An 18,401-nucleotide genomic window follows, 5' to 3' on the forward strand; every position below is an offset into this window, starting at 1 on the left:
AATTTTCAAAGTCGGGAAATCCACTCAGTCCCGTTTTGCGTAACGTTTGACATGAAGAAGATAGACCCGGATGTCATGAATATATCCTCACGCGTAAGAGACGGACAGCTACGGCGCAGGGTTGCCGTCGTCGGTTCTGGTATATCGGGTCTCTCGGCGGCATGGCTGCTTGACAAGTCCTGCGACGTAACACTTTACGAAAGTGAAGGTCGGCCCGGTGGCCACGCCAATACGGTCGATGTGAACCGGCAGGGCCAGTCCCAGATTGCCGTCGACACGGGCTTCATCGTCTATAACGAGAAGAACTACCCCAATCTGGTGGCGCTGTTTGCCTATCTCGGCGTTCCGACAGTGGCGTCCGACATGTCGTTTGCTGCATCGCTGGGAGGCGGCAGGCTCGAATATTCGGGCTCAGATCTGGCTGGCCTTATCGGCCAAAAATCCAATCTGCTCAAACCCCGTTTTTGGAAGATGGTGCGGGACATCGCGCGCTTCTACAAGGTTGCGCCAAGTCTTTTGGACGACCCGAATCTGAAGGGGTTGAGCCTTGGCGACTATCTTGATCGGAACAAATACTCAGCGGGTTTCGTCGACGACCATCTCCTGCCAATGGGGGCTGCCATCTGGTCGATGACGGCCAAGGACATGCGCGACTATCCTCTGCAGGCCTTCATTCGGTTTTTTGTCAATCATGGCCTCGTGCAAATCTCCGGTCGCCCTCAATGGCGCACCGTAAAGGGCGGGAGCCGGGAATATGTCTCCCGCCTTCTAGAGGAGTTTCGCGGCACGGTTCGCTTGACAAGCCCGGTCTCGGCCATTCGCCGCACGCCGGAAGGCGTTGAGATCATCGACCGTTCAGGTGAAATTTCCATCTTCGACGACGTTGTGATTGCTACCCATGCAGACGACGCGCTTTCGCTGCTTCCCGATGCGGACGAGGAAGAGCAGATCCTTCTCGGCGCGTTCGACTATACCCGCAATACCGCCGTACTGCATAGCGACGAGCGCCTGATGCCCAAACGCCGGGCCGTCTGGTCAAGCTGGAACTATCTGAGCGAGCCTGGGTCTACCAGCACGGAATCGCTTTGCGTAACCTATTGGATGAACAAGCTGCAACCGATCGACCCCACGATGCAGCTTTTCGTAACACTGAATCCCTCCCGAGCGGTCGAACCGTCGAAGGTTATCCGGACTTTCGACTACGCCCACCCGCTCTTCGACACCAAGGCAATGGCGGCGCAAAAAAGTCTTTGGTCGCTACAAGGTCGCCGTAATACCTGGTTCTGCGGCGCGCATTTTGGCAGCGGTTTCCATGAAGACGGCATACAGTCCGGCCTTGCCGTGGCGGAAGCGCTCGGCGGTGTCAAACGGCCCTGGAAGGTCGAAAACGAATCCGGTCGCATCTTCCTCTCTTCGGTCGAGGAACACGTCGGATGACGTTGCGCTCCGCCATATACGCAGGAAATGTCGTGCATGCGCGCCACCGCCCGCGCAAACACAGCCTGCGCTACAGAGTGTTTTCACTGCTTCTGGATCTCGACGAGCTTCCCCTGATCGATTCCACCATGCGGCTCTTTGCTCACAATCGATTTTCGGTCTTCAGCTTTCATGACAAGGATCACGGAATTGGTGAGAGAGGCCGCCTGAAGGCGTGGTGCGGCGAGCGTCTTTTCGAAGCAAATATCGATATTGCGCCAGACGCGTTGCGTGTGGAAATGCTCTGCTATCCGCGCATCTTCGGCTATGTCTTCAACCCTCTCACCGTCTATTTCTGCCATGACAGGGCAGACGGTGATCGGCTGGTCGCCATCCTTTACGAGGTCTGCAATACCTTCCACGAACGTCATACCTACATCATTCCGACACCCGGCGCAGATGCTGAAACAATCCGGCATTCCTGCGACAAGGAAATGTATGTCTCCCCCTTCGTTCCGATGGACTGCACCTACGACTTCCGCATCAATCCGCCGAACGACGACGTGCGTATTGCCATCAATGAACGCGATACCGAGGGCGACTTGCTGTTTGCCACCTTCACTGGAAAACGCCGGCCGCTGACCGATGGCGCGCTCGCCAAATGTTTTTTATCCCATCCGCTTATGACGTTGAAAATCATGGGCGCCATTCATTGGGAAGCCCTTGTCCTATGGATCAAGGGCAATCCGCTCTATCGCCACACGGCAGCAACGAGCCGCATTGCAAGCTCGGTTCCTGCCAAAACGTCGCAATCATGGGAGGCATGAACGATGAGCCACGCTGAGCAGGAAACGCGCCCGTTTCACCCTCACGCAGCCCCACTGTGGCAAAGAATGATCTGCCGTAAACTCAGCGGGCTGACGCACGGACGTCTGACGCTGGTTTTTCCCGGCGGTCATGAATACGTGCTGAAAGGTAAGGAGCCGGGGCCTCATGGCGTCATTTCGCTGAACCGAGGACGGCTTTTCCGCCGCCTTCTGACAGGCGGAAATATGGGCTTTGCACGCGCCTACATGGATGGCGACTGGGACAGCCCGGACATTTCCTCGTTGCTGGAGCTCGCGCTTGCCAACGAGCACAACTGGCTCTCGCTTTCCGAGCCAACGCGGCTCTCAGCAACGATAGACTATCTGCGTCATCGTCTGCGCCGCAACTCAAAGTCGGGGAGCCGCCGCAACATTGCTTTCCACTATGACCTCGGCAATCGTTTCTACCGCACATGGCTTGACGAAACGATGACCTACTCCTCTGCGCTGTTCAACAACCCTGCTCAGACGCTGGCCGAGGCGCAAAATGCTAAATACGATCGCATTGTAGAAGAACTGCAAATCGGTCCCGACGATCACGTCTTGGAAATCGGCTGCGGCTGGGGCGGGTTCGCCGAATATGCTATGGCCAAAACCGGCTGCCGCGTTACCGGCCTGACGCTGTCTCAAGAGCAGGCGAGCTACGCCCGCAGCCGCCTCGCGACGGCAGGTCTGTCCGAGCGCAGCGACATTCGCCTGGAAGATTACCGAGACTGCCAGGGCCGCTATTCCAAGATCGTCTCCATCGAGATGTTTGAGGCGGTGGGCGAAGAAAACTGGCCTGTCTATTTCAAGCGTGTTCGAGAGTTGCTAGCCCCGGGGGGCAAGGCGGTGGTCCAGGTCATCACCATCGATGAAGCCTATTTCGAGCAATACCGGCGCAATGCCGATTTCATCCAGACCTACATCTTCCCTGGCGGCATGCTGCCATCCATTACCGCATTCCGGGACGCAGCAGCACATGAGAGCATCGCCGTTACCGATGAATTCCGCTTCGGGCAGGATTACGACCGGACGCTGATGCTCTGGGACCGCGCCTTTATCGGCAACTGGGAGCGGATCGAGCCAATGGGGTTCGACGAGCGTTTCCGCCGCATGTGGCAATATTACCTGCACTACTGTGCTGCCGGTTTCAGAAGCGGCCGTATCGACGTCGTCCAGTTCACGCTTCAGCGATAGAGTTCCAGCGTCGCACAACCGAAAATAGGCCTTTGCTGGGAACCTGAAGTCGCCCCTCACGTTATGGTGAGAGAGTTCAATAGCCGGGTTGCCCCGGCTACCAGTGGAGGCGTAAGCATGAATCAGATTATCTACATCGTCGGCCTGGTCGTCATCGTCCTGGCAATCCTGTCCTTTTTCGGCCTCCGGTAAGATCGACAGCACGATTGAAATGTTCCGTGGTTGGGAATAATCTCATTAACGGGAGCGAGGCGATGCATGACGCATCTGCCTTGATTGTTAGGGAGGTGTTCAATGAAGCAGACCGTATGGACGGAGCCTGTCGAGGTAATCTTCGACACGAATAGCCGGAATGTGATATCCGGCCCCTTCGATGCACTGACATTGCTGACCGAGAATTGGCCGCATGCCAGAGGATTGAATTTCGTCCGGGCGCGAAGTGCGTGCCGGGCAGCGCTAGATGGACGAAAGACACCCGAGGAAGCGCGTCGTTGTTTTGAGGACGCTGTGTCCGAAGCCAAGAAGGGAAGGCCGCACTAAGCGGCCTTTTTTTATGCCTTCTGGATACGACGAGAAAACTTGAGCCCATAAGAAAACGGCCCCTCGCGGGGCCGAATTCAGTATGGAAGTTTTACATCCAATATGGCGGTACACCATAATAGTCGTAGACCTTGCGATCGTCGCGACCATACCAGCTGTCGTCCTCGCGCTCGGCGAAACGCGGCGCATTTTCGATCTGCTCCTTGGTGAGATCGACGCGGTAGCCATCCAGTTCTTCGTCGTAATGCAGCTTTTCCCATGGAAGTGGATAGTACTCGTCACCAATGCCGAGGAAACCGCCGAAACTCAGAACGGCATATGCAACGCGGCCTCCACGTTTCTCCAGGATGATACGCTCGATGGAACCGATCTTCTTGCCGTCTGCGCCGTAGACGTTCGTACCTTCCACTTTATCGCTGGCGATAAAAGCTGGCGTATCCTTGACGTAAGGGTCCTGTCCGGCGCGGGGTTCGTTGTGTAGCATGATGCATCTCCTCTCTTTGCTGCGTCATGGTGATCTAACCGCACTAACGCACAAATCGTTCCGTCCTTCACGGAAGGATGAAGAAGCGGATGGAGGAGAATACACACAGCGCATCGCGATCTTTCAGGGCCACTTCCTACCCTTTTGTCCCCGATATGCCGCATTTTGTGAGTTTTGCGTGGACCATGCTTTAGCGCGGTGTTGCTCTCTGCTTACCCACGCGCGCCAGCAGGATGACTGGCAGGATGCCGATAACCACGATGGCCAAGGCGGCAATCGATGCCTCCTCATAGGTCCCTCTTGCCGCCTCGCCATAAAGCTGGGTGGAAAAGGTTTCGAAGTTCAAGGGGCGCAGAAGCAGCGTTGCCGGCAATTCCTTGACGCAATCGACGAAGACAAGCAGCCCCGCTGCCGCCAGTGCCGCCTTCGACAAAGGCAGATGCACATGGCGGAAGGTCGCGCCCGGTGGGCGACCGAGCGTCCGGGCCGCGTGATCGAAGGTGAGCGGTATACGGCTCAGACCGGCATCGATGCCGCCTGCCGCAATCGTCAAAAACCTGGCGCTATAGGCAAAGATCAAAGCCGCGCCGCTTCCGATCAGAAGAAGGCCGGTGGAAAAGCCGAACCAGTTCCGCATTGTCTGGTCAACAAACTTGTCGAAGCCGCCAAGGGCAATCAGCACGCCAATGGCGATCACAGTCCCGGGTGCGGCGTAGCCGACAGTCGCAAGCCTGAAGCACCAAAGTGATGTTCGGCCTGGGATAATGCGCATCGCGTAAGCGACCACAAGCCCCAGGAGGAGAGTGACCATGGTTGCGAAACTTGAGAAGACAACGGTGTTTACAGCCTCGGAGATGAAGCGCGCCGACAGGCCGCTGAACTGGTAACGCTTCCAGGCCTCAGTGACGAGATAAATCGCTGGGCCAGCAAACCCGATGAGAATCGGAAGGCTGCCAAGAGCGAAAGCGACCCAGCCCCAGGCACCCTTGATGCGCAACGGCTCCAAGACGCGACTTTTCTGAGCGGAGAGAGAATAGCGTTGCCTGCGCCGCGCCCAGCGCTCCAGCGCCACCAGCGCCACCACCAGTACCAGCATTGAGAGCGCGATTTGAGCCGCACCCGGCAGATCGGATTTCGTCACCCAGGTCGTGTAGATCGATACCGTCAGGGTGCGGACCCCCAGAAATTCCGACGCCCCTATATCGTTCAGCGCCTCCATCAGCGTCAGGCTGACACCGACAGCAATGGCGGGGCGCGACATGGGCACGGCCACACGCAGGAAGAGCGACCTGCGAGAGGTGCCGAGGAGCCTGGCTGCCTCGAGCAGATTGCCGGCCTGGGTGAGAAACATGGCCCGCACGGGAATATAGACATAGGGATAGAGTACGAAACCGAGGAGAAGGATACAGCCCGGCATGGAGCGGATGTCGGGAAGACGAAATTCGCGCGGGCTGGAATAGCCGAGCAACCAACGTAGCGCGCCCTGTACCGGCCCGAGCGGGTGCAGAAGATCCAGATAGGCATAGGCCATGATGTAGGTCGGCATGGCAAGCGGCAGGAGGAGAGCCCATTCGAGAATGCCGCGTCCAGGAAAATCATGCGCCGCCACGAGCCAGGCCGATGCCGTGCCGAGTAAACCGGCCAGAATGCCGACGCCAAGAAGCAGGATCAGCGTTTCCGGAAGCGCTGTTGCCAGTACGGTATCGCGAAGATGCATGAAGACACCGCTCGATCCTTGCACCGCCTCCAGCAGCAGAGCGGCAACCGGCAGAAGGGCAAGGCATGCGACGAAGGCCGATGCAATCAGCCACCAGACATTCGCATGGAACCGCGGCCTCGCTTTCATCGGTATGTGGCTGGCTGTCTCAGAAACCATGCGTATGTCCAAGCCTTGTCGTACAGAAACGCTGTAATGCTGGAAACGGTGAAGGCGCCCGCATGAAGCGGGCGCCTGAGCTTTTGCACGTTCCTCTCGCCAATCCCCGGTCAAGCCCGACTATGGCGACGACGAGGTCCGGTGATCGTCGTTAAAGCGGGGACGCAATTCCCAAGGCTTAGTTGTCGAAGCCAACCTTATCGACCAGTTCGCTCGCCTGTTTACGATACGACACGATTTCCGCTAGCGGCTTGTTATCGATTTTCAATGTGCCGAACGATGCGACGACATCGTTCAATGCGGCGCCCGGCTTGACCGGATATTCGAAGTTGGCTTCGGCGTAGATCTTCTGGGCTTCGTCAGAGACAAGGTACTCGAGAAGTTTCACGGCTTCGGTCTTATTCGGAGCATTCTTGGCAACCGCAGCACCGGAGATGTTAACCTGCGTGCCGCCATCCTTGAAGGTTGGCAGAATGACCTTGATAGCCTCACCCCACTTGACCTGCTCCTCACCGCCTTTGCCCGAACGCATCAGGCCGACATAGTAGGAGTTTGCCAGACCGATATCGCAAATGCCGCCGAGAATGTCCTTGGCCACATCACGATCGCCGCCACCAGCCTTGCGAGCGAGGTTGTCCTTGACGCCCTTCAGCCAAGCTTCGGTCTTCTCAGCGCCGTGATGGGCGATGTAATCTGCAAAGAGGGCGGTGTTGTACGGGTGTTGACCGGAGCGAATGCAGACTTTGCCCTTCCATTTGGAATCAGCCAGATCTTCATAGTTGAAGCTCTTCAGATCAAGATCTTTGGCGGCGTAGAGAACGCGCGCGCGCATGGAGAGTGCGAACCAGTTGCCGTTGGCATCGCGCAGTTCGGCCGGGACGGACTTCGTCAGCACGTCCGATTCGACCGGCTGGGTTACGCCCTTTTCCACGAGATCGACGAGGTTGCCGGCATCGACGGTCATCAGGATATCAGCTGGAGAGCTTGCGCCTTCGCTCAAGACGCGTTCCGCCAGACCGTCCTTCATGAACACGGTATTGACCTTCACGCCGCTCTCCTTGGTGAAGGCATCCAGCAATGGCTGAACCAGCGCCGGCTCGCGCGTGGTGTAGATGTTGATCTCTGCTGCGTTGGCAGCGCCCGCGAAAACCGCTCCGGCTACGCCCGCCAGCAGTGCAATCTTTTTGGTATTGAAATAGGTCATATTAATCCCCTTCAGACTCCAATGATGTCGGAATGGGATTGACCATACATGACAATTAAAATCAAGTTATTTCGAGTGCCAAACTGAGCAAAACAATCACCTCGAGTTGAAAATGGGCGTAATTCGAAGGTGTTTTTCAGATAATTCAACCTTTGGTAAATATCAGTACGCGCCCGGGGTCAATCGAGAGATGCACGTCTTTCACATCGATCGGCGTCCGCTTCATGCTGCGGACCCGAAGATCGGCAGACAGACCTGCAACGCTGACAGACAATTGCTCGATCTCGCCCATGAACATGCGACCGGACACTTCACCACGCAACGATGTGCCGGCGGTTGGGCCACTGGCAGGATCAAGTTCTATTTCTCCCGGACGAATATAGACCAAGGCCGCGGCCCCTTCCTCAAGCGTCCCTCCATGGGCAAAATTGCCGATCGGCGTTTCCACGTGGCCGTTCCTGACCTTGCCCTCCACCTTGTTGAAAGCACAGAAGAAATCTGCCGCATAACGGCTGGTGGGGCGATCATGCAGATCGTAACCGGTTCCTGACTGCACAATGTGGCCCGACTGCATCAGGACGACCCTGTCTCCGGCCGACAGAGCCTCCTCCGGGTCATGCGTAACCATGATTGCGGTTGTCCGAAGCGCGCGCAGGAGATCGATCGTTTCTTCACGCACGCTGTCGCGCAGGCCGCGATCGAGGTTGGAAAATGGCTCGTCCATCAGCAGAATGTCTGGCTTGGGAGCCAAGGCGCGAGCGAGAGCCACGCGTTGCTGCTCGCCTCCGGACAGGGTGTGCGGATAGCGATCCGCGAGGTGGGAAAGCCGGACGTGCTCAAGCATTTCCGCAGTGCGCGCGCGCGCTTCCTGCCGCGCCCAACCCTTCAGCCCGAAGACGACATTCTGCTCGACAGTCAGATGTGGAAAGAGCGCATAATCCTGAAATACGAAACCGATGCGGCGCTTCTCCGGCTCGACGAAAACGGCAGGACCAGCGATCTCTGTTCCGTTCATCCGCACAGTCCCCGCATCGGGCGTTTCGACCCCGGCGATAATGCGAAGCAGCGTTGACTTCCCGCAACCGGAGCGGCCCACGAGGCAGATGATCTCTCCCTTGGAAACTGAAAGATCGATGCCAGCGAGAACCGCAAGTCCACCAAAGGTCTTGCCGATTCCGTTCAACTGTAGCGCTGCAACCTCTTTCATTCAAAACATCCATCATCGCTGCCGGTTTGTTGATTGTTCAAATCAGGATTAAACTCAAAAAGCAAGTTTTGGGGCACGCAATCCATCCCGCGCAACGGTTGACGTTTACGTTAAAGTTAAATACGCTGATGTGAGTGGATGATCTCGGGAGCGTCATCTACTCTTGCGACGCAAGTCGGCGGACCTTCTGGTGGATGAGGACCCTCAGAAAGATCAGGATGCCGAGGACGGTTGCTGGAAGCAGCATGGGAGGAAAGCAATGAGCGATATGAGTGCGATTCGTCAGGAGCCGCGTGCTGTGCAGCGCCCTTGGCTTGAATCCTATCCGAAGGGCGTACCTGCGGAACTGCCTGATCTGGGCTACGCCTCACTTGCCGAACTCCTGGAGAGAAGCTGCACGCAGTTTGCAGATCGCAAGGCTTTTTCCAGCATGGGAAAATCCATCACCTATCGCGAACTTGAGGAGCAAACGCGCGCCATTGGGGGCTGGCTGCAAAGCATCGGCCTGCAAAAGGGTGACCGTGTCGCGGTGATGATGCCGAATATTCTGCAGAACCCCGTTGCCACCTACGCGATCTTGCGCGCGGGTCTGACAGTTGTGAACGTCAACCCACTCTATACCCCTCGTGAGCTTGAACATCAGTTGAAGGATTCCGGCGCGAAAGCACTGTTCGTTCTGGAGAACTTCGCGCACGTCGTTCAGCAGGCGCTGCCTAAGACCGATGTGAAGCACGTGATCGTCGCCACGATGGGCGATCTCCTTGGCTTCAAGGGCCATATCGTCAATCTCGTGGTGCGCAAGGTCAAGAAGCTCGTTCCCGCCTTTGCCCTTCCCCAGGCCATCACCTACAAGAGCGTATTGAAACAGGCGCAAAACACCTCCCTAAAGCCTGTAGAGTTGACTCGCAACGATATCGCCTTTCTGCAATATACCGGCGGCACAACTGGCATTTCCAAGGGCGCGGTTCTCACTCACGCCAATCTTCTGGCTAACAAGGCGCAGATCGCGCTGTGGATGGAGCCGGTCTTTGCCCGCAAGAACCGCCCGGAAGTCTTGAACTTCGTCTGCGCATTGCCGCTCTATCATATCTTTGCGCTGACGGTGAACTCGCTGATGGGTATTGCGCTTGGCGGCCACAATCTGCTCATCGCCAATCCGCGCGATATCCCCGGCTTCGTCAAGGAATTGTCGGGCTACAAGGCCCATGTCTTCCCCGGCATCAACACGCTGTTCAATGCGCTGATGAACAATGAGGATTTCCGCAAGCTGGACTTTTCCTCGCTGGTTCTGGTGCTCGGCGGCGGCATGGCTGTGCAGCGCCCGGTCGCCGAGCGTTGGTTCTCGATTACCGGCACGGCGATCAGCGAAGGCTATGGGCTTTCGGAAACATCACCTGTTGCGACAGTGAACTGCCTCGACCAGAACGGCTTCAGCGGCACCATTGGTCTTCCTGTTCCCTCCACGGATATCGATATCCGCGACGATGACGGCAACAGCTTGCCGATCGGCGACGTCGGTGAAATCTGCATCCGCGGCCCGCAGGTGATGGCCGGTTACTGGCAGCGCCCGGATGAAACCGCCAAAGTCATGACGCCAGACGGCTTCTTCCGCTCCGGCGATATGGGCGTGATGGATGAACGCGGATTTACCAAGATCGTCGACCGCAAGAAGGACATGATCCTGGTTTCAGGCTTCAACGTCTATCCGAACGAAATCGAGGAAGTTGCTGCTGCCCATCCGGGTGTACAGGAATGCGCCGCTGTCGGCGTGCCGGACGAACATTCCGGCGAAGCGGTAAAGCTCTATGTGGTCAAAAAGGACGAGGCTTTGACAGCCGCAGAACTGAAAGCTTTCTGCGCTGAGGGGCTGACCAACTACAAGCGCCCCAAGCATATAGAGTTCATTGCGGAAATGCCGAAGACCAATGTTGGCAAGATCCTGCGTCGCGAACTGAGAAAGCTGGCTAACTGATTGGCGACGTTCGGAATAATTCAATCGATTTAGCCGATGATGCCTTGATTTGGCCCGATGAAAAAGAATAGTTTCCTCATCCTTCCACGGAGCATGAGGAGCTTTCCATGCACGCCATCGTCGAGACCCTGAAATCCACAGCCGCCAGCACCAACGCGACGGACATCCGTGCCGCCTTTGCAGCTGATGGTGAGCGCTTCGAACGGTTCAGCGCCCGCTTCGACGACCTTCTGATGGACTACTCCAAATGCGCTGTGAATGACGACATTCTAACGCTCCTGGAAAAGCTTGCCGCAGAAGGCGGCGTCGCTGAGAAGCGCGAAGAGATGTTCTCCGGCAAGGAGATCAACTTCACCGAAGGTCGCGCCGTGCTGCACACGGCTCTGCGCAATCGTTCAAACACACCAGTGCTGGTGGACGGCAAGGATGTGATGCCGGACGTGAATGACGTTCTGGCCGCCATGGGCAAGTTTGCCGATGCCATTCGTTCAGGTTCGCTCAAGGGCGCAACTGGCAAGAAGATCACCGATGTCATCAATATCGGCATCGGCGGCTCGGACCTTGGCCCGGTGATGGCGACGCTTGCGCTTTCGCCTTTTCACGACGGTCCGCGCTCCCACTTCGTTTCCAACATCGACGGCGCCCATATTGCCGACACGCTGAAGCTGATCGACCCGGAAACTTCGCTCTTCATCGTCGCCTCCAAGACCTTCACCACCATCGAGACGATGACGAATGCGGCGACCGCTCGCAAGTTCATCGCCGATGCGCTGGGTGAGGATGCCGTCAAGCACCACTTCTGTGCCGTTTCCACCGCCCTCGACAAGGTCGCTGCTTTCGGCATCGACAGCGACCGGATTTTCGGTTTTTGGGACTGGGTGGGTGGTCGTTACTCCATCTGGTCCGCCATCGGCCTGCCGCTGATGATCGCCATTGGCCCGGAGAAGTTCGGCGAGTTCCTCGACGGCGCGCATGCGATGGACAAGCATTTCCGAGATGCGCCGTTGCGCCAGAACCTGCCCATGCTCCTCGGCCTCATCGGCTTTTATCATCGCAACGTGCTGAATTATTCGACACGTGCCATCCTGCCCTACGATCAGCGCCTGTCGCGCTTCCCCGCATACCTGCAGCAGCTGGATATGGAATCGAACGGCAAGGGCGTGACGATCGACGGCACACCAGTCGACGGCCAGTCCGGCCCGGTCGTCTGGGGCGAACCCGGCACCAATGGCCAGCATGCCTTTTACCAGCTGATCCATCAGGGCACGAGCATCATTCCCGCCGAATTCATGATCGCCGCCAATGGCTTCGAAAAGGAACTGCGCCATCAGCATCAGTTGCTGATCGCCAATTGCCTTGCGCAGTCGGAAGCGCTGATGAAGGGCCGCACGCTTGTAGAAGCTAAGGCGCAGCTGACTTCCAAGGGCATGGACGACAAGAAGGCCGACTTCATCGCGCCGCACCGCGTCTTCACCGGCAACCGCCCGTCGATCACCTTCGTCTTTGACAAACTGACGCCCTTTGCACTCGGACGCCTGATTGCGCTCTATGAGCACCGCGTCTTCGTCGAAGGCGTACTCTTCCGCATCAATTCCTTCGATCAGTGGGGCGTGGAACTCGGCAAGGAACTGGCAACCGGCCTGCTGCCCGTGGTGGAGGGCAAGGAGAGCGCCGCCGATCACGATAGCTCGACCCAAGGGTTGGTCAAAGCGCTGGCGGGACTGGCGTCGGCTTAAACAACATCATTGGTCACGAAAAAGCCGGGACGTCGATCCCGGCTTTTTCCATGTCATCTATTGGACTTTGCCTATGCCAGGCGCGGCTCCGGTCTTGACCGGACGCCGACCATGATGCCGATGGCTGCCAGTGCGAGCACAAGCCCACTTGTGCCGAAGACGCTGGTGGCGCCACTCACATCGAAGATGATCCCTCCGACTGCGGCACCCATACCGATGGCAAACTGGATGGAGGCGACGAGAAGACCACCCGCACTTTCAGCTTCATCAGGGATAGTGCGGGCAAGCCAGGTGGACCAAGAGACTGGTACCGCACCGAAGAGGAAGCCCCAGAGGGCGACCAGCACGGCGGCGACCGGTAAAGGAGGTACGGTGGTGACAAGAAGCACCGCCATGAGCGCCATAAGGAGCGGAAGAGCTGCAAGCGACAGTTTCAGGCTACGGCTGATCAGCAATCCCGCAACCAGCGTGCCAACGAAATTGGCAAGGCCGAAACCCAGCAGCAGCGCCGACACCATACCAATACCGGCACCAATATCGGCCTCCAGATAGGGACGCAGATAAGTGAAGAAGGCAAAGTGACCGCCAAACACCAGCGTCGCAGCAACGAGGCCAAGCGCAATACCAGGTCTTGCGAGGACGACACCGAGCGTCTTTAGGGTACCGTTACTGGTGGGAGCGAGCTTCGGCAGCGTCAAAAACTGGGCGATGAGGGAGGCAACTCCCAGGAGTGCTGTGAGCACGAAGACAAAGCGCCAGCCGGCGAGATCACCGAGATAGCTGCCTACGGGCGCAGCGACGATGGTCGCGCCAGACACGCCGCTGAAGATCATAGAGAGCGCGCGCGGTACGCTTGCCGCAGGTACCAGCCGGATGACGATGGCCGTCGACATGGCCCAGAAGCCGCCGAGCGCCACGCCGAGCAGTAACCGCCCGATCAGAAGCATCGCCAAGCCTGGCGCTACCGCCACCATCAGGTTGGAGATGACAAGAAATGAGGAGAAAATCATCATCAGGTGGCGGCGATCAATGTTGCGCGCCACGGAGGTGATCAACAGACTTGCCACCATGCCGACGACGGCAGTGACGGTAACCGCCTGACCGGCGGCCCCCTCGGTTATGCCGAGGTCTGCGGCGATGGGTGTGAGAAGGCTCGCCGGCAGAAACTCTGCGGTGACAAGGCCGAAAACGCCGAGCGCCATGGAGATGACGGCGCCCCAGGCGGGCGCTTCGGGACCATCAGTCGCGCGATTGGAAAGAGGTGTCGGGTTCATCTGTTTGTCCTTTGGGAGGAGAGGATGGCAGAACATAGGCTGGACTCTTCGGACGATCCATGCCACAAAATCCGCTATGCTTGATCAAAAGTCCGGAAGTGGTACCGCCCCCGATCTCATCAGCGAGTTGTTGATGGGTATGCGGCTCGTGGGGCTTGATTATCGTCGCATCGAGGCGTCAGCCCCTTTCGGCTTTTCTTTCGGTGAAGTCGAAGGCCGTGCGCAGTTTCATTTCGTGGCTTGCGGACCGGTGTATCTTCGTACTCCTTCAGGCGCGTTTCACATGATGAATGCTGGCGATGCCGTGCTTTTGCCGCGCGGGGGCGCTCATTCGCTGCTGTCAGACCCCGACATTGCGTGCCAGAACATCCGCTCTCTGGATGCCGCGCCGCTCTGCAACTCCGTGAGTGGAATCAAGACCTGCGAACCTGATGTACCTTCCGAGGAGCGCGTGCTGGTCTTCAGCGGATGCATGGAGTTCGACCTTGGAGCGATGCACCCTATCACAGGACTGATGCCGGAGGTCATGTTCGTCAACACCCTGACATCGCGCTATCCGGAACTGTTGCCGATGCTTGAAGCCATGGAGCGTGAAACCCGTCAAGCCCGCGCTGGCTTCGCCGGGATTCTGGCACGACTAGCCGATGTGGTCGCTGCTTTTATCGTAAGAGCCTGGGTGGAATGCGGCTGCGGCGATTCTTCCGGCTGGGTGGCGGCACTTCGCGACCCGCGTCTCGGGCGGGTGATCCTAGCCATCCATAACAAACCTGGTCACGACTGGACGCTCGCCGAACTGGCAGGGGTCATGGGCGCGTCCCGCTCGGTCTTTGCTGAGCGGTTTCTGGAGGTGACCGGCATGACGCCGGTGCGCTACCTCACCGAACTGCGCATGCGCCTTGCCATGCAGTGGATCGGCAAGGAGAGAATGCCGATCGAAACGGCAGCGGAGAAGCTTGGCTATGGCTCGCAGGCCGCCTTCAGCCGCGCCTTCAAGCGCATCGTCGGCCATCCGCCGAGCGCCCTTTCCTCCTCGATCGGTCACCACGCCTAACATTCAAAACAAAGCCCGCCGGCTGTATTGCAGGGCGGGCTTGTCGCGTGATCGGAAGCGGGTCTATTCCGCAGGCGTTGCCGCCGGATCGAGTGCGTCGATCCCTTCCTGACGATCATAGGCTGCTTGATCGAGAATACCTTGTCGCTTGGCGACGATGGTCGGGATCAGCGCCTGCCCCGCCACATTCACCGCCGTGCGGCCCATATCCAGGATCGGATCGACCGCCAGCAGAAGTCCGACGCCTTGTAGGGGCAGGCCGAGCGTGGAGAGGGTCAGCGTGAGCATCACCGTTGCACCCGTCAGTCCAGCCGTTGCTGCCGAGCCGAGCACGGAAACGAAGACGATCAGCACATATTCCTGAATGCCGAGCGGCACCCCGTAGAACTGCGCAACAAAGATGGCCGAAATCGCTGGATAGATCGCAGCGCAGCCATCCATCTTTGTCGTGGCGCCGAGCGGCACGGCGAAGGCGGAATATTCACGTGGCACACCAAGATTGCGCTCCGTCACCTGCTCCGTCACCGGCAACGTGCCGATGGAGGAACGAGACACGAAGGCGAGCTGGATGGCAGGCCATGCGCCTGCGAAGAAGCGCACCGGGTTCAAACCGTTTGCCGCGAGGATCACCGGATAGACAATGAAAAGAACGATGGCGAGCCCAATGTAGATTGCCGCCGAGAACCAGCCGAGCGAAGCGAGCGCCTCCCAGCCATAGACCGCAACCGCGTTGCCGAGAAGGCCGATTGTGCCGATCGGTGTCAAACGGATGACCCACCAGAGCATCTTGCGGGTGATGGCAAGCAGCGAGCGGTTGAAGGACAGGAAAGCCTCTGCCTTCTCACCCACCTGAAGGGCTGCAATGCCGACCGCAATCGAAATGACTAGAATTTGCAGAACGTTGAAGTTCAGGCCGGTGGTGGCACCCGTCTGCGTGACTTTGGTCGAGGCTTGCAAACCCAGAATGTTGGAAGGGATGAGACCCTTCAAGAAATCCAGCCACGAACCCGTAGTCGACGGCGCTGCGGCCGCAGTCGCTTCCACGCCCGTGTTGAGACCGGGCTGAATGATGAGGCCGAGCGTGATGCCGATGAGCACAGCAATCAGCGCGGTGATGGCGAACCAAAGCAGCGTCTGCCAGACGAGGCGTGCTGCATTGTTCAACTCACGCAGATTGGCGATGCTGGCGACAATCGCGGTGAAGATCAAAAGCGGCACGAGCGCGCGCAACAGCTGCACGAAGATCGAGCCTATGGTGGAGAGCGCCTGCACCAACCAGTTCGGCCCGGCTGCCGTCGGGCCCATTTCCCGGGCGATGTAACCGAGAACGAGACCGACCACCATGGCGGCGAAAACCTGGAAACCGAAAGACGCATAGAACGGCTTCTGCGACCGTTTTGCGGAAAGTGAAGCAGACATATTTTTGAAATCCGTAAAAGCGAGGGATGCGTGGGCATCTAACGCACGAGGGAAAGAATTGCTCCTATATTCGGCATCATGCTTAGAAATTCAACAAATCGGATTTCACTTCGTCGAGGATTGGGAGAATTTTGTTCCTCTTTAGACACCTTCAGGCTGGCTTCTGAACAAGCGTGAGAAGAAAGTCCGGTCCGATATCGCCGCCAGTACCAATGCCAGCGCTGCCGTTGCGCCGATCGCGAAGATTACCCGCCCGATCAGGGTGCTGTAGATATCTGCTCCGAGAGACACCATCAAAAGCGTGTCCTCGATAATGCTGTGGGCAAAGCCCATGAAAACGCAGGAGAGGAATATCTGGCGCGGTGCGATGATGCCAGATCGCGCTTCGCGGATCAGAAGACCAGCGCCATAGGAAATTCCGAGGAAGAGACCGATGGCTGTCAGATGCCCCGCCTCTCCTTTAATGCCTGCCAGTCGCAGCAATGGCTCTATGCCTTTCATCATTACGCCGAGAACGCCTGTAACCTTCAAGACCTCAAGGCTCCATGAAAGAAGAAGAAGGACGACAAGCATCATGATCATCGTTTCCGCCAGCCCCCAGAGATAGATGGACCAGTCAGGCGTGGCTGCGCCCGGCACCCAGGCGGGCGCGACGGAGGAGGAAAGCCAGCCCGTCATCTGGAAGAGGCGATGCAGGATAAAGGCGTAAATGAAACCTCCCAGGATACGCAGCATTGTGGTTGCCACCATGCCGGGTCCGGCCTTCTGGATGATCTTCTGTTCCAGCGGCAGACCATGAGCAAAGAGGACAAGCGCAGAAAACACTGTGACATCCGCGGTGCTGAGTTCCGACATCGGAACGAGCGTGAAGAGTAGCGGCACGGCACCCCATATTCCGACCAGCATCGCGGTCAACCAGGCGAGCCCGAGCTCAGGCTGTAGGCCGACGGCATTCATGACCGGCCCGAAGGCGGGTGCCACGGCCTCGACGACGCCCAGTCGCGACAGCACTTCTGTCAGAAGCGAGATCGGCACCGTGATCTTGACGAGCAGCCAGTAGATTGCCAGCGTTTCGCGAGACTTCAGCAACAGAGATTGAAAGAATGACATTGGCAACTCCTCGGGAACCGCCAATGCAATAAACCGAAGCACTTCGCATTTTTGATCAACGATTGCGTCTTCCTGCAATTTTATTGCAAATTCGCATCGGTCTCATATGATCGCGTCATGGACCGTATCGACCGCAGCATTCTCAACCTCATGCAACGCGACGCCTCGCTCACCAATGTGGAGATGGCCGATAAGGTGGGACTTTCGCCATCGAGTTGTCTGCGGCGGGTGCAGCGTCTTTATAAGACAGGCATCATCGACCGGGTCGTCGCCATTCTCAGTCCGGCAAAGGCCGGGCGCGGCATCAAGGCGCTCGTTTCGGTGGAGTTGAAGCTGCACGGCGAGCAGCACATGCGGCGCTTTCTCGACCTCGTCCGGACCGAGGACGCGGTGACGCATGCCTACGCGATTACCGGCGACATGGATGTGATGCTGATGCTACGTCTCACCGACATGGAAGAGTTCGACGCCTTATGCGACAGGCTATTTCGCGATCAGACGAACGTGGCGCGCTTCGTGACAATGGTGGTGATCAAAACGGCGAAAGAGGAAACGGCGATCCGGGTTTGATGCGATCCATCAAACAACTGGCTTCAGGCTTCTCGTCTCGCTTCAAGCTGTCGCTTCTGAAAGCCTGTCTTGGATGGCTCGAACCCGGCGCTTCGATAGAAGGCATGCGTTTCCGGCCTCGTCGAACCTGTCATCAGCATGACTTTGTAGCAACCGGCCTGCCACGCAGCATTCACCGCAAAATCAAGAATCTGTCGACCGATGCCTCGCCGTCTGAAGTCGCGATGTGTCACGACGTTCTCAATCAAAGCATAGGGCCGCCCACCTCTCGTGAGGTTCGGGACAACCACCAGTACACATGATCCAGCGATTGTGCCGTCTACCTCACAGAGAGCGATCATGCTGCCGGAATAGGCTGAAAGCTGATCGAAAATTCGTTCGGCATCCGCCAACTCCGGAGATGCATCTCCCGGTGACAGATGCTGGTACAGGTCGAGCAACGCTGGCACATCGCTCTTCTCAGCGGGCCGAACCAGCATGGTGTTCAACCCTTCACG

The 18,401-nt window shown here is 57.8% G+C and carries 16 protein-coding genes; 8 read left to right on the plus strand and 8 right to left on the minus strand.

Annotation, left to right across the window (positions count from 1 at the left end; all coding sequences use genetic code 11):
- The first annotated feature begins 51 nt into the window (after window positions 1-51).
- From QZ862_RS19920 to QZ862_RS19935, 4 genes are all read left to right on the plus strand, one after another.
- Window positions 52-1,437, plus strand: coding sequence for an NAD(P)/FAD-dependent oxidoreductase (locus QZ862_RS19920; protein WP_296101508.1), 1,386 nt, complete (start codon window positions 52-54; stop codon window positions 1,435-1,437).
- Window positions 1,434-2,243, plus strand: coding sequence for a DUF1365 domain-containing protein (locus tag QZ862_RS19925; protein ID WP_296075427.1), 810 nt, complete (start codon window positions 1,434-1,436; stop codon window positions 2,241-2,243). Before QZ862_RS19920 ends, QZ862_RS19925 begins: the two co-directional genes overlap by 4 nt.
- 3 nt (window positions 2,244-2,246) lie before the next feature.
- Window positions 2,247-3,461, plus strand: a complete 1,215-nt coding sequence (locus QZ862_RS19930; RefSeq protein ID WP_296101509.1) for a cyclopropane-fatty-acyl-phospholipid synthase family protein — start codon at window positions 2,247-2,249, stop codon at window positions 3,459-3,461.
- A gap of 294 nt (window positions 3,462-3,755) precedes the next feature.
- Window positions 3,756-4,001: a DUF982 domain-containing protein gene (locus QZ862_RS19935; RefSeq protein ID WP_296101510.1), complete on the plus strand. Its 246-nt coding sequence runs from the start codon at window positions 3,756-3,758 to the stop codon at window positions 3,999-4,001.
- Window positions 4,002-4,092: 91 nt separating this feature from the next.
- Here QZ862_RS19935 and QZ862_RS19940 read toward each other — a convergent pair whose 3' ends face one another.
- The 4 genes from QZ862_RS19940 to QZ862_RS19955 form a co-directional block, all read right to left on the minus strand.
- The gene (locus tag QZ862_RS19940; protein WP_296016954.1) at window positions 4,093-4,485 is read right to left on the minus strand and encodes a PRC-barrel domain-containing protein; all 393 of its coding nucleotides are present in this window, start codon (window positions 4,483-4,485) and stop codon (window positions 4,093-4,095) included.
- A gap of 190 nt (window positions 4,486-4,675) precedes the next feature.
- Window positions 4,676-6,331 (minus strand): iron ABC transporter permease, encoded by a 1,656-nt coding sequence (locus tag QZ862_RS19945; protein WP_296101660.1) that lies wholly within the window; start codon window positions 6,329-6,331, stop codon window positions 4,676-4,678.
- Window positions 6,332-6,539: 208 nt separating this feature from the next.
- Window positions 6,540-7,565, minus strand: coding sequence for a Fe(3+) ABC transporter substrate-binding protein (locus tag QZ862_RS19950; RefSeq protein ID WP_296101511.1), 1,026 nt, complete (start codon window positions 7,563-7,565; stop codon window positions 6,540-6,542).
- A gap of 145 nt (window positions 7,566-7,710) precedes the next feature.
- Entirely contained in the window at window positions 7,711-8,772 is a 1,062-nt protein-coding gene (locus tag QZ862_RS19955; RefSeq protein ID WP_296083159.1) for an ABC transporter ATP-binding protein, read from the minus strand.
- A gap of 268 nt (window positions 8,773-9,040) precedes the next feature.
- Here QZ862_RS19955 and QZ862_RS19960 point away from each other — a divergent pair, with 268 nt between their 5' ends.
- The gene (locus tag QZ862_RS19960) at window positions 9,041-10,744 is read left to right on the plus strand and encodes a long-chain fatty acid--CoA ligase (protein ID WP_296101661.1); all 1,704 of its coding nucleotides are present in this window, start codon (window positions 9,041-9,043) and stop codon (window positions 10,742-10,744) included.
- Window positions 10,745-10,851: 107 nt separating this feature from the next.
- Window positions 10,852-12,480: a glucose-6-phosphate isomerase gene (pgi, locus tag QZ862_RS19965; RefSeq protein WP_296101513.1), complete on the plus strand. Its 1,629-nt coding sequence runs from the start codon at window positions 10,852-10,854 to the stop codon at window positions 12,478-12,480.
- Between the two features lie 71 nt (window positions 12,481-12,551).
- Here pgi and QZ862_RS19970 read toward each other — a convergent pair whose 3' ends face one another.
- Entirely contained in the window at window positions 12,552-13,754 is a 1,203-nt protein-coding gene (locus tag QZ862_RS19970; protein ID WP_296101514.1) for an MFS transporter, read from the minus strand.
- 76 nt (window positions 13,755-13,830) lie between these two features.
- On the opposite strand from QZ862_RS19970, the gene QZ862_RS19975 reads away from it, so the two are divergent.
- Entirely contained in the window at window positions 13,831-14,805 is a 975-nt protein-coding gene (locus tag QZ862_RS19975; protein WP_296101515.1) for an AraC family transcriptional regulator, read from the plus strand.
- Between the two features lie 63 nt (window positions 14,806-14,868).
- On the opposite strand, the gene QZ862_RS19980 is transcribed toward QZ862_RS19975, so the two are convergent.
- Both QZ862_RS19980 and QZ862_RS19985 read right to left on the minus strand, forming a co-directional pair.
- Window positions 14,869-16,224, minus strand: coding sequence for a dicarboxylate/amino acid:cation symporter (locus tag QZ862_RS19980; RefSeq protein ID WP_296101516.1), 1,356 nt, complete (start codon window positions 16,222-16,224; stop codon window positions 14,869-14,871).
- A gap of 141 nt (window positions 16,225-16,365) precedes the next feature.
- A complete protein-coding gene (locus tag QZ862_RS19985) occupies window positions 16,366-17,334 on the minus strand; it encodes a nucleoside recognition domain-containing protein (protein ID WP_296101517.1) in 969 nt (322 codons plus the stop codon).
- Between the two features lie 117 nt (window positions 17,335-17,451).
- On the opposite strand from QZ862_RS19985, the gene QZ862_RS19990 reads away from it, so the two are divergent.
- Window positions 17,452-17,904 (plus strand): Lrp/AsnC family transcriptional regulator, encoded by a 453-nt coding sequence (locus tag QZ862_RS19990; protein ID WP_296101518.1) that lies wholly within the window; start codon window positions 17,452-17,454, stop codon window positions 17,902-17,904.
- A 23-nt stretch (window positions 17,905-17,927) separates the two neighbouring features.
- Here the strand turns inward: QZ862_RS19990 and QZ862_RS19995 are convergent, their stop codons facing one another.
- On the minus strand, window positions 17,928-18,383 hold the full coding sequence (locus tag QZ862_RS19995; RefSeq protein WP_296101519.1) for a GNAT family N-acetyltransferase: 456 nt from the start codon (window positions 18,381-18,383) through the stop codon (window positions 17,928-17,930).
- Window positions 18,384-18,401 lie beyond the last annotated feature (18 nt).

This window comes from uncultured Agrobacterium sp. (genome assembly GCA_913777615.1).
Taxonomy (GTDB): Bacteria; Pseudomonadota; Alphaproteobacteria; order Rhizobiales; family Rhizobiaceae; genus Agrobacterium.

Coding starts and splice junctions, on each gene's coding strand:
- QZ862_RS19995 (WP_296101519.1), bottom strand. CDS start 18,383: ATGCTGGTTCGGCCCGCTGAGAAGAGCGATGTGCCAGCGTTGCTCGAC.
- QZ862_RS19960 (WP_296101661.1), top strand. CDS start 9,041: ATGAGTGCGATTCGTCAGGAGCCGCGTGCTGTGCAGCGCCCTTGGCTT.
- QZ862_RS19970 (WP_296101514.1), bottom strand. CDS start 13,754: ATGAACCCGACACCTCTTTCCAATCGCGCGACTGATGGTCCCGAAGCG.
- QZ862_RS19980 (WP_296101516.1), bottom strand. CDS start 16,224: ATGTCTGCTTCACTTTCCGCAAAACGGTCGCAGAAGCCGTTCTATGCG.
- QZ862_RS19930 (WP_296101509.1), top strand. CDS start 2,247: ATGAGCCACGCTGAGCAGGAAACGCGCCCGTTTCACCCTCACGCAGCC.
- QZ862_RS19935 (WP_296101510.1), top strand. CDS start 3,756: ATGAAGCAGACCGTATGGACGGAGCCTGTCGAGGTAATCTTCGACACG.
- QZ862_RS19990 (WP_296101518.1), top strand. CDS start 17,452: ATGGACCGTATCGACCGCAGCATTCTCAACCTCATGCAACGCGACGCC.
- pgi (WP_296101513.1), top strand. CDS start 10,852: ATGCACGCCATCGTCGAGACCCTGAAATCCACAGCCGCCAGCACCAAC.
- QZ862_RS19925 (WP_296075427.1), top strand. CDS start 1,434: ATGACGTTGCGCTCCGCCATATACGCAGGAAATGTCGTGCATGCGCGC.
- QZ862_RS19950 (WP_296101511.1), bottom strand. CDS start 7,565: ATGACCTATTTCAATACCAAAAAGATTGCACTGCTGGCGGGCGTAGCC.
- QZ862_RS19940 (WP_296016954.1), bottom strand. CDS start 4,485: ATGCTACACAACGAACCCCGCGCCGGACAGGACCCTTACGTCAAGGAT.
- QZ862_RS19955 (WP_296083159.1), bottom strand. CDS start 8,772: ATGAAAGAGGTTGCAGCGCTACAGTTGAACGGAATCGGCAAGACCTTT.
- QZ862_RS19920 (WP_296101508.1), top strand. CDS start 52: ATGAAGAAGATAGACCCGGATGTCATGAATATATCCTCACGCGTAAGA.
- QZ862_RS19945 (WP_296101660.1), bottom strand. CDS start 6,331: ATGAAAGCGAGGCCGCGGTTCCATGCGAATGTCTGGTGGCTGATTGCA.
- QZ862_RS19975 (WP_296101515.1), top strand. CDS start 13,831: ATGCTTGATCAAAAGTCCGGAAGTGGTACCGCCCCCGATCTCATCAGC.
- QZ862_RS19985 (WP_296101517.1), bottom strand. CDS start 17,334: ATGTCATTCTTTCAATCTCTGTTGCTGAAGTCTCGCGAAACGCTGGCA.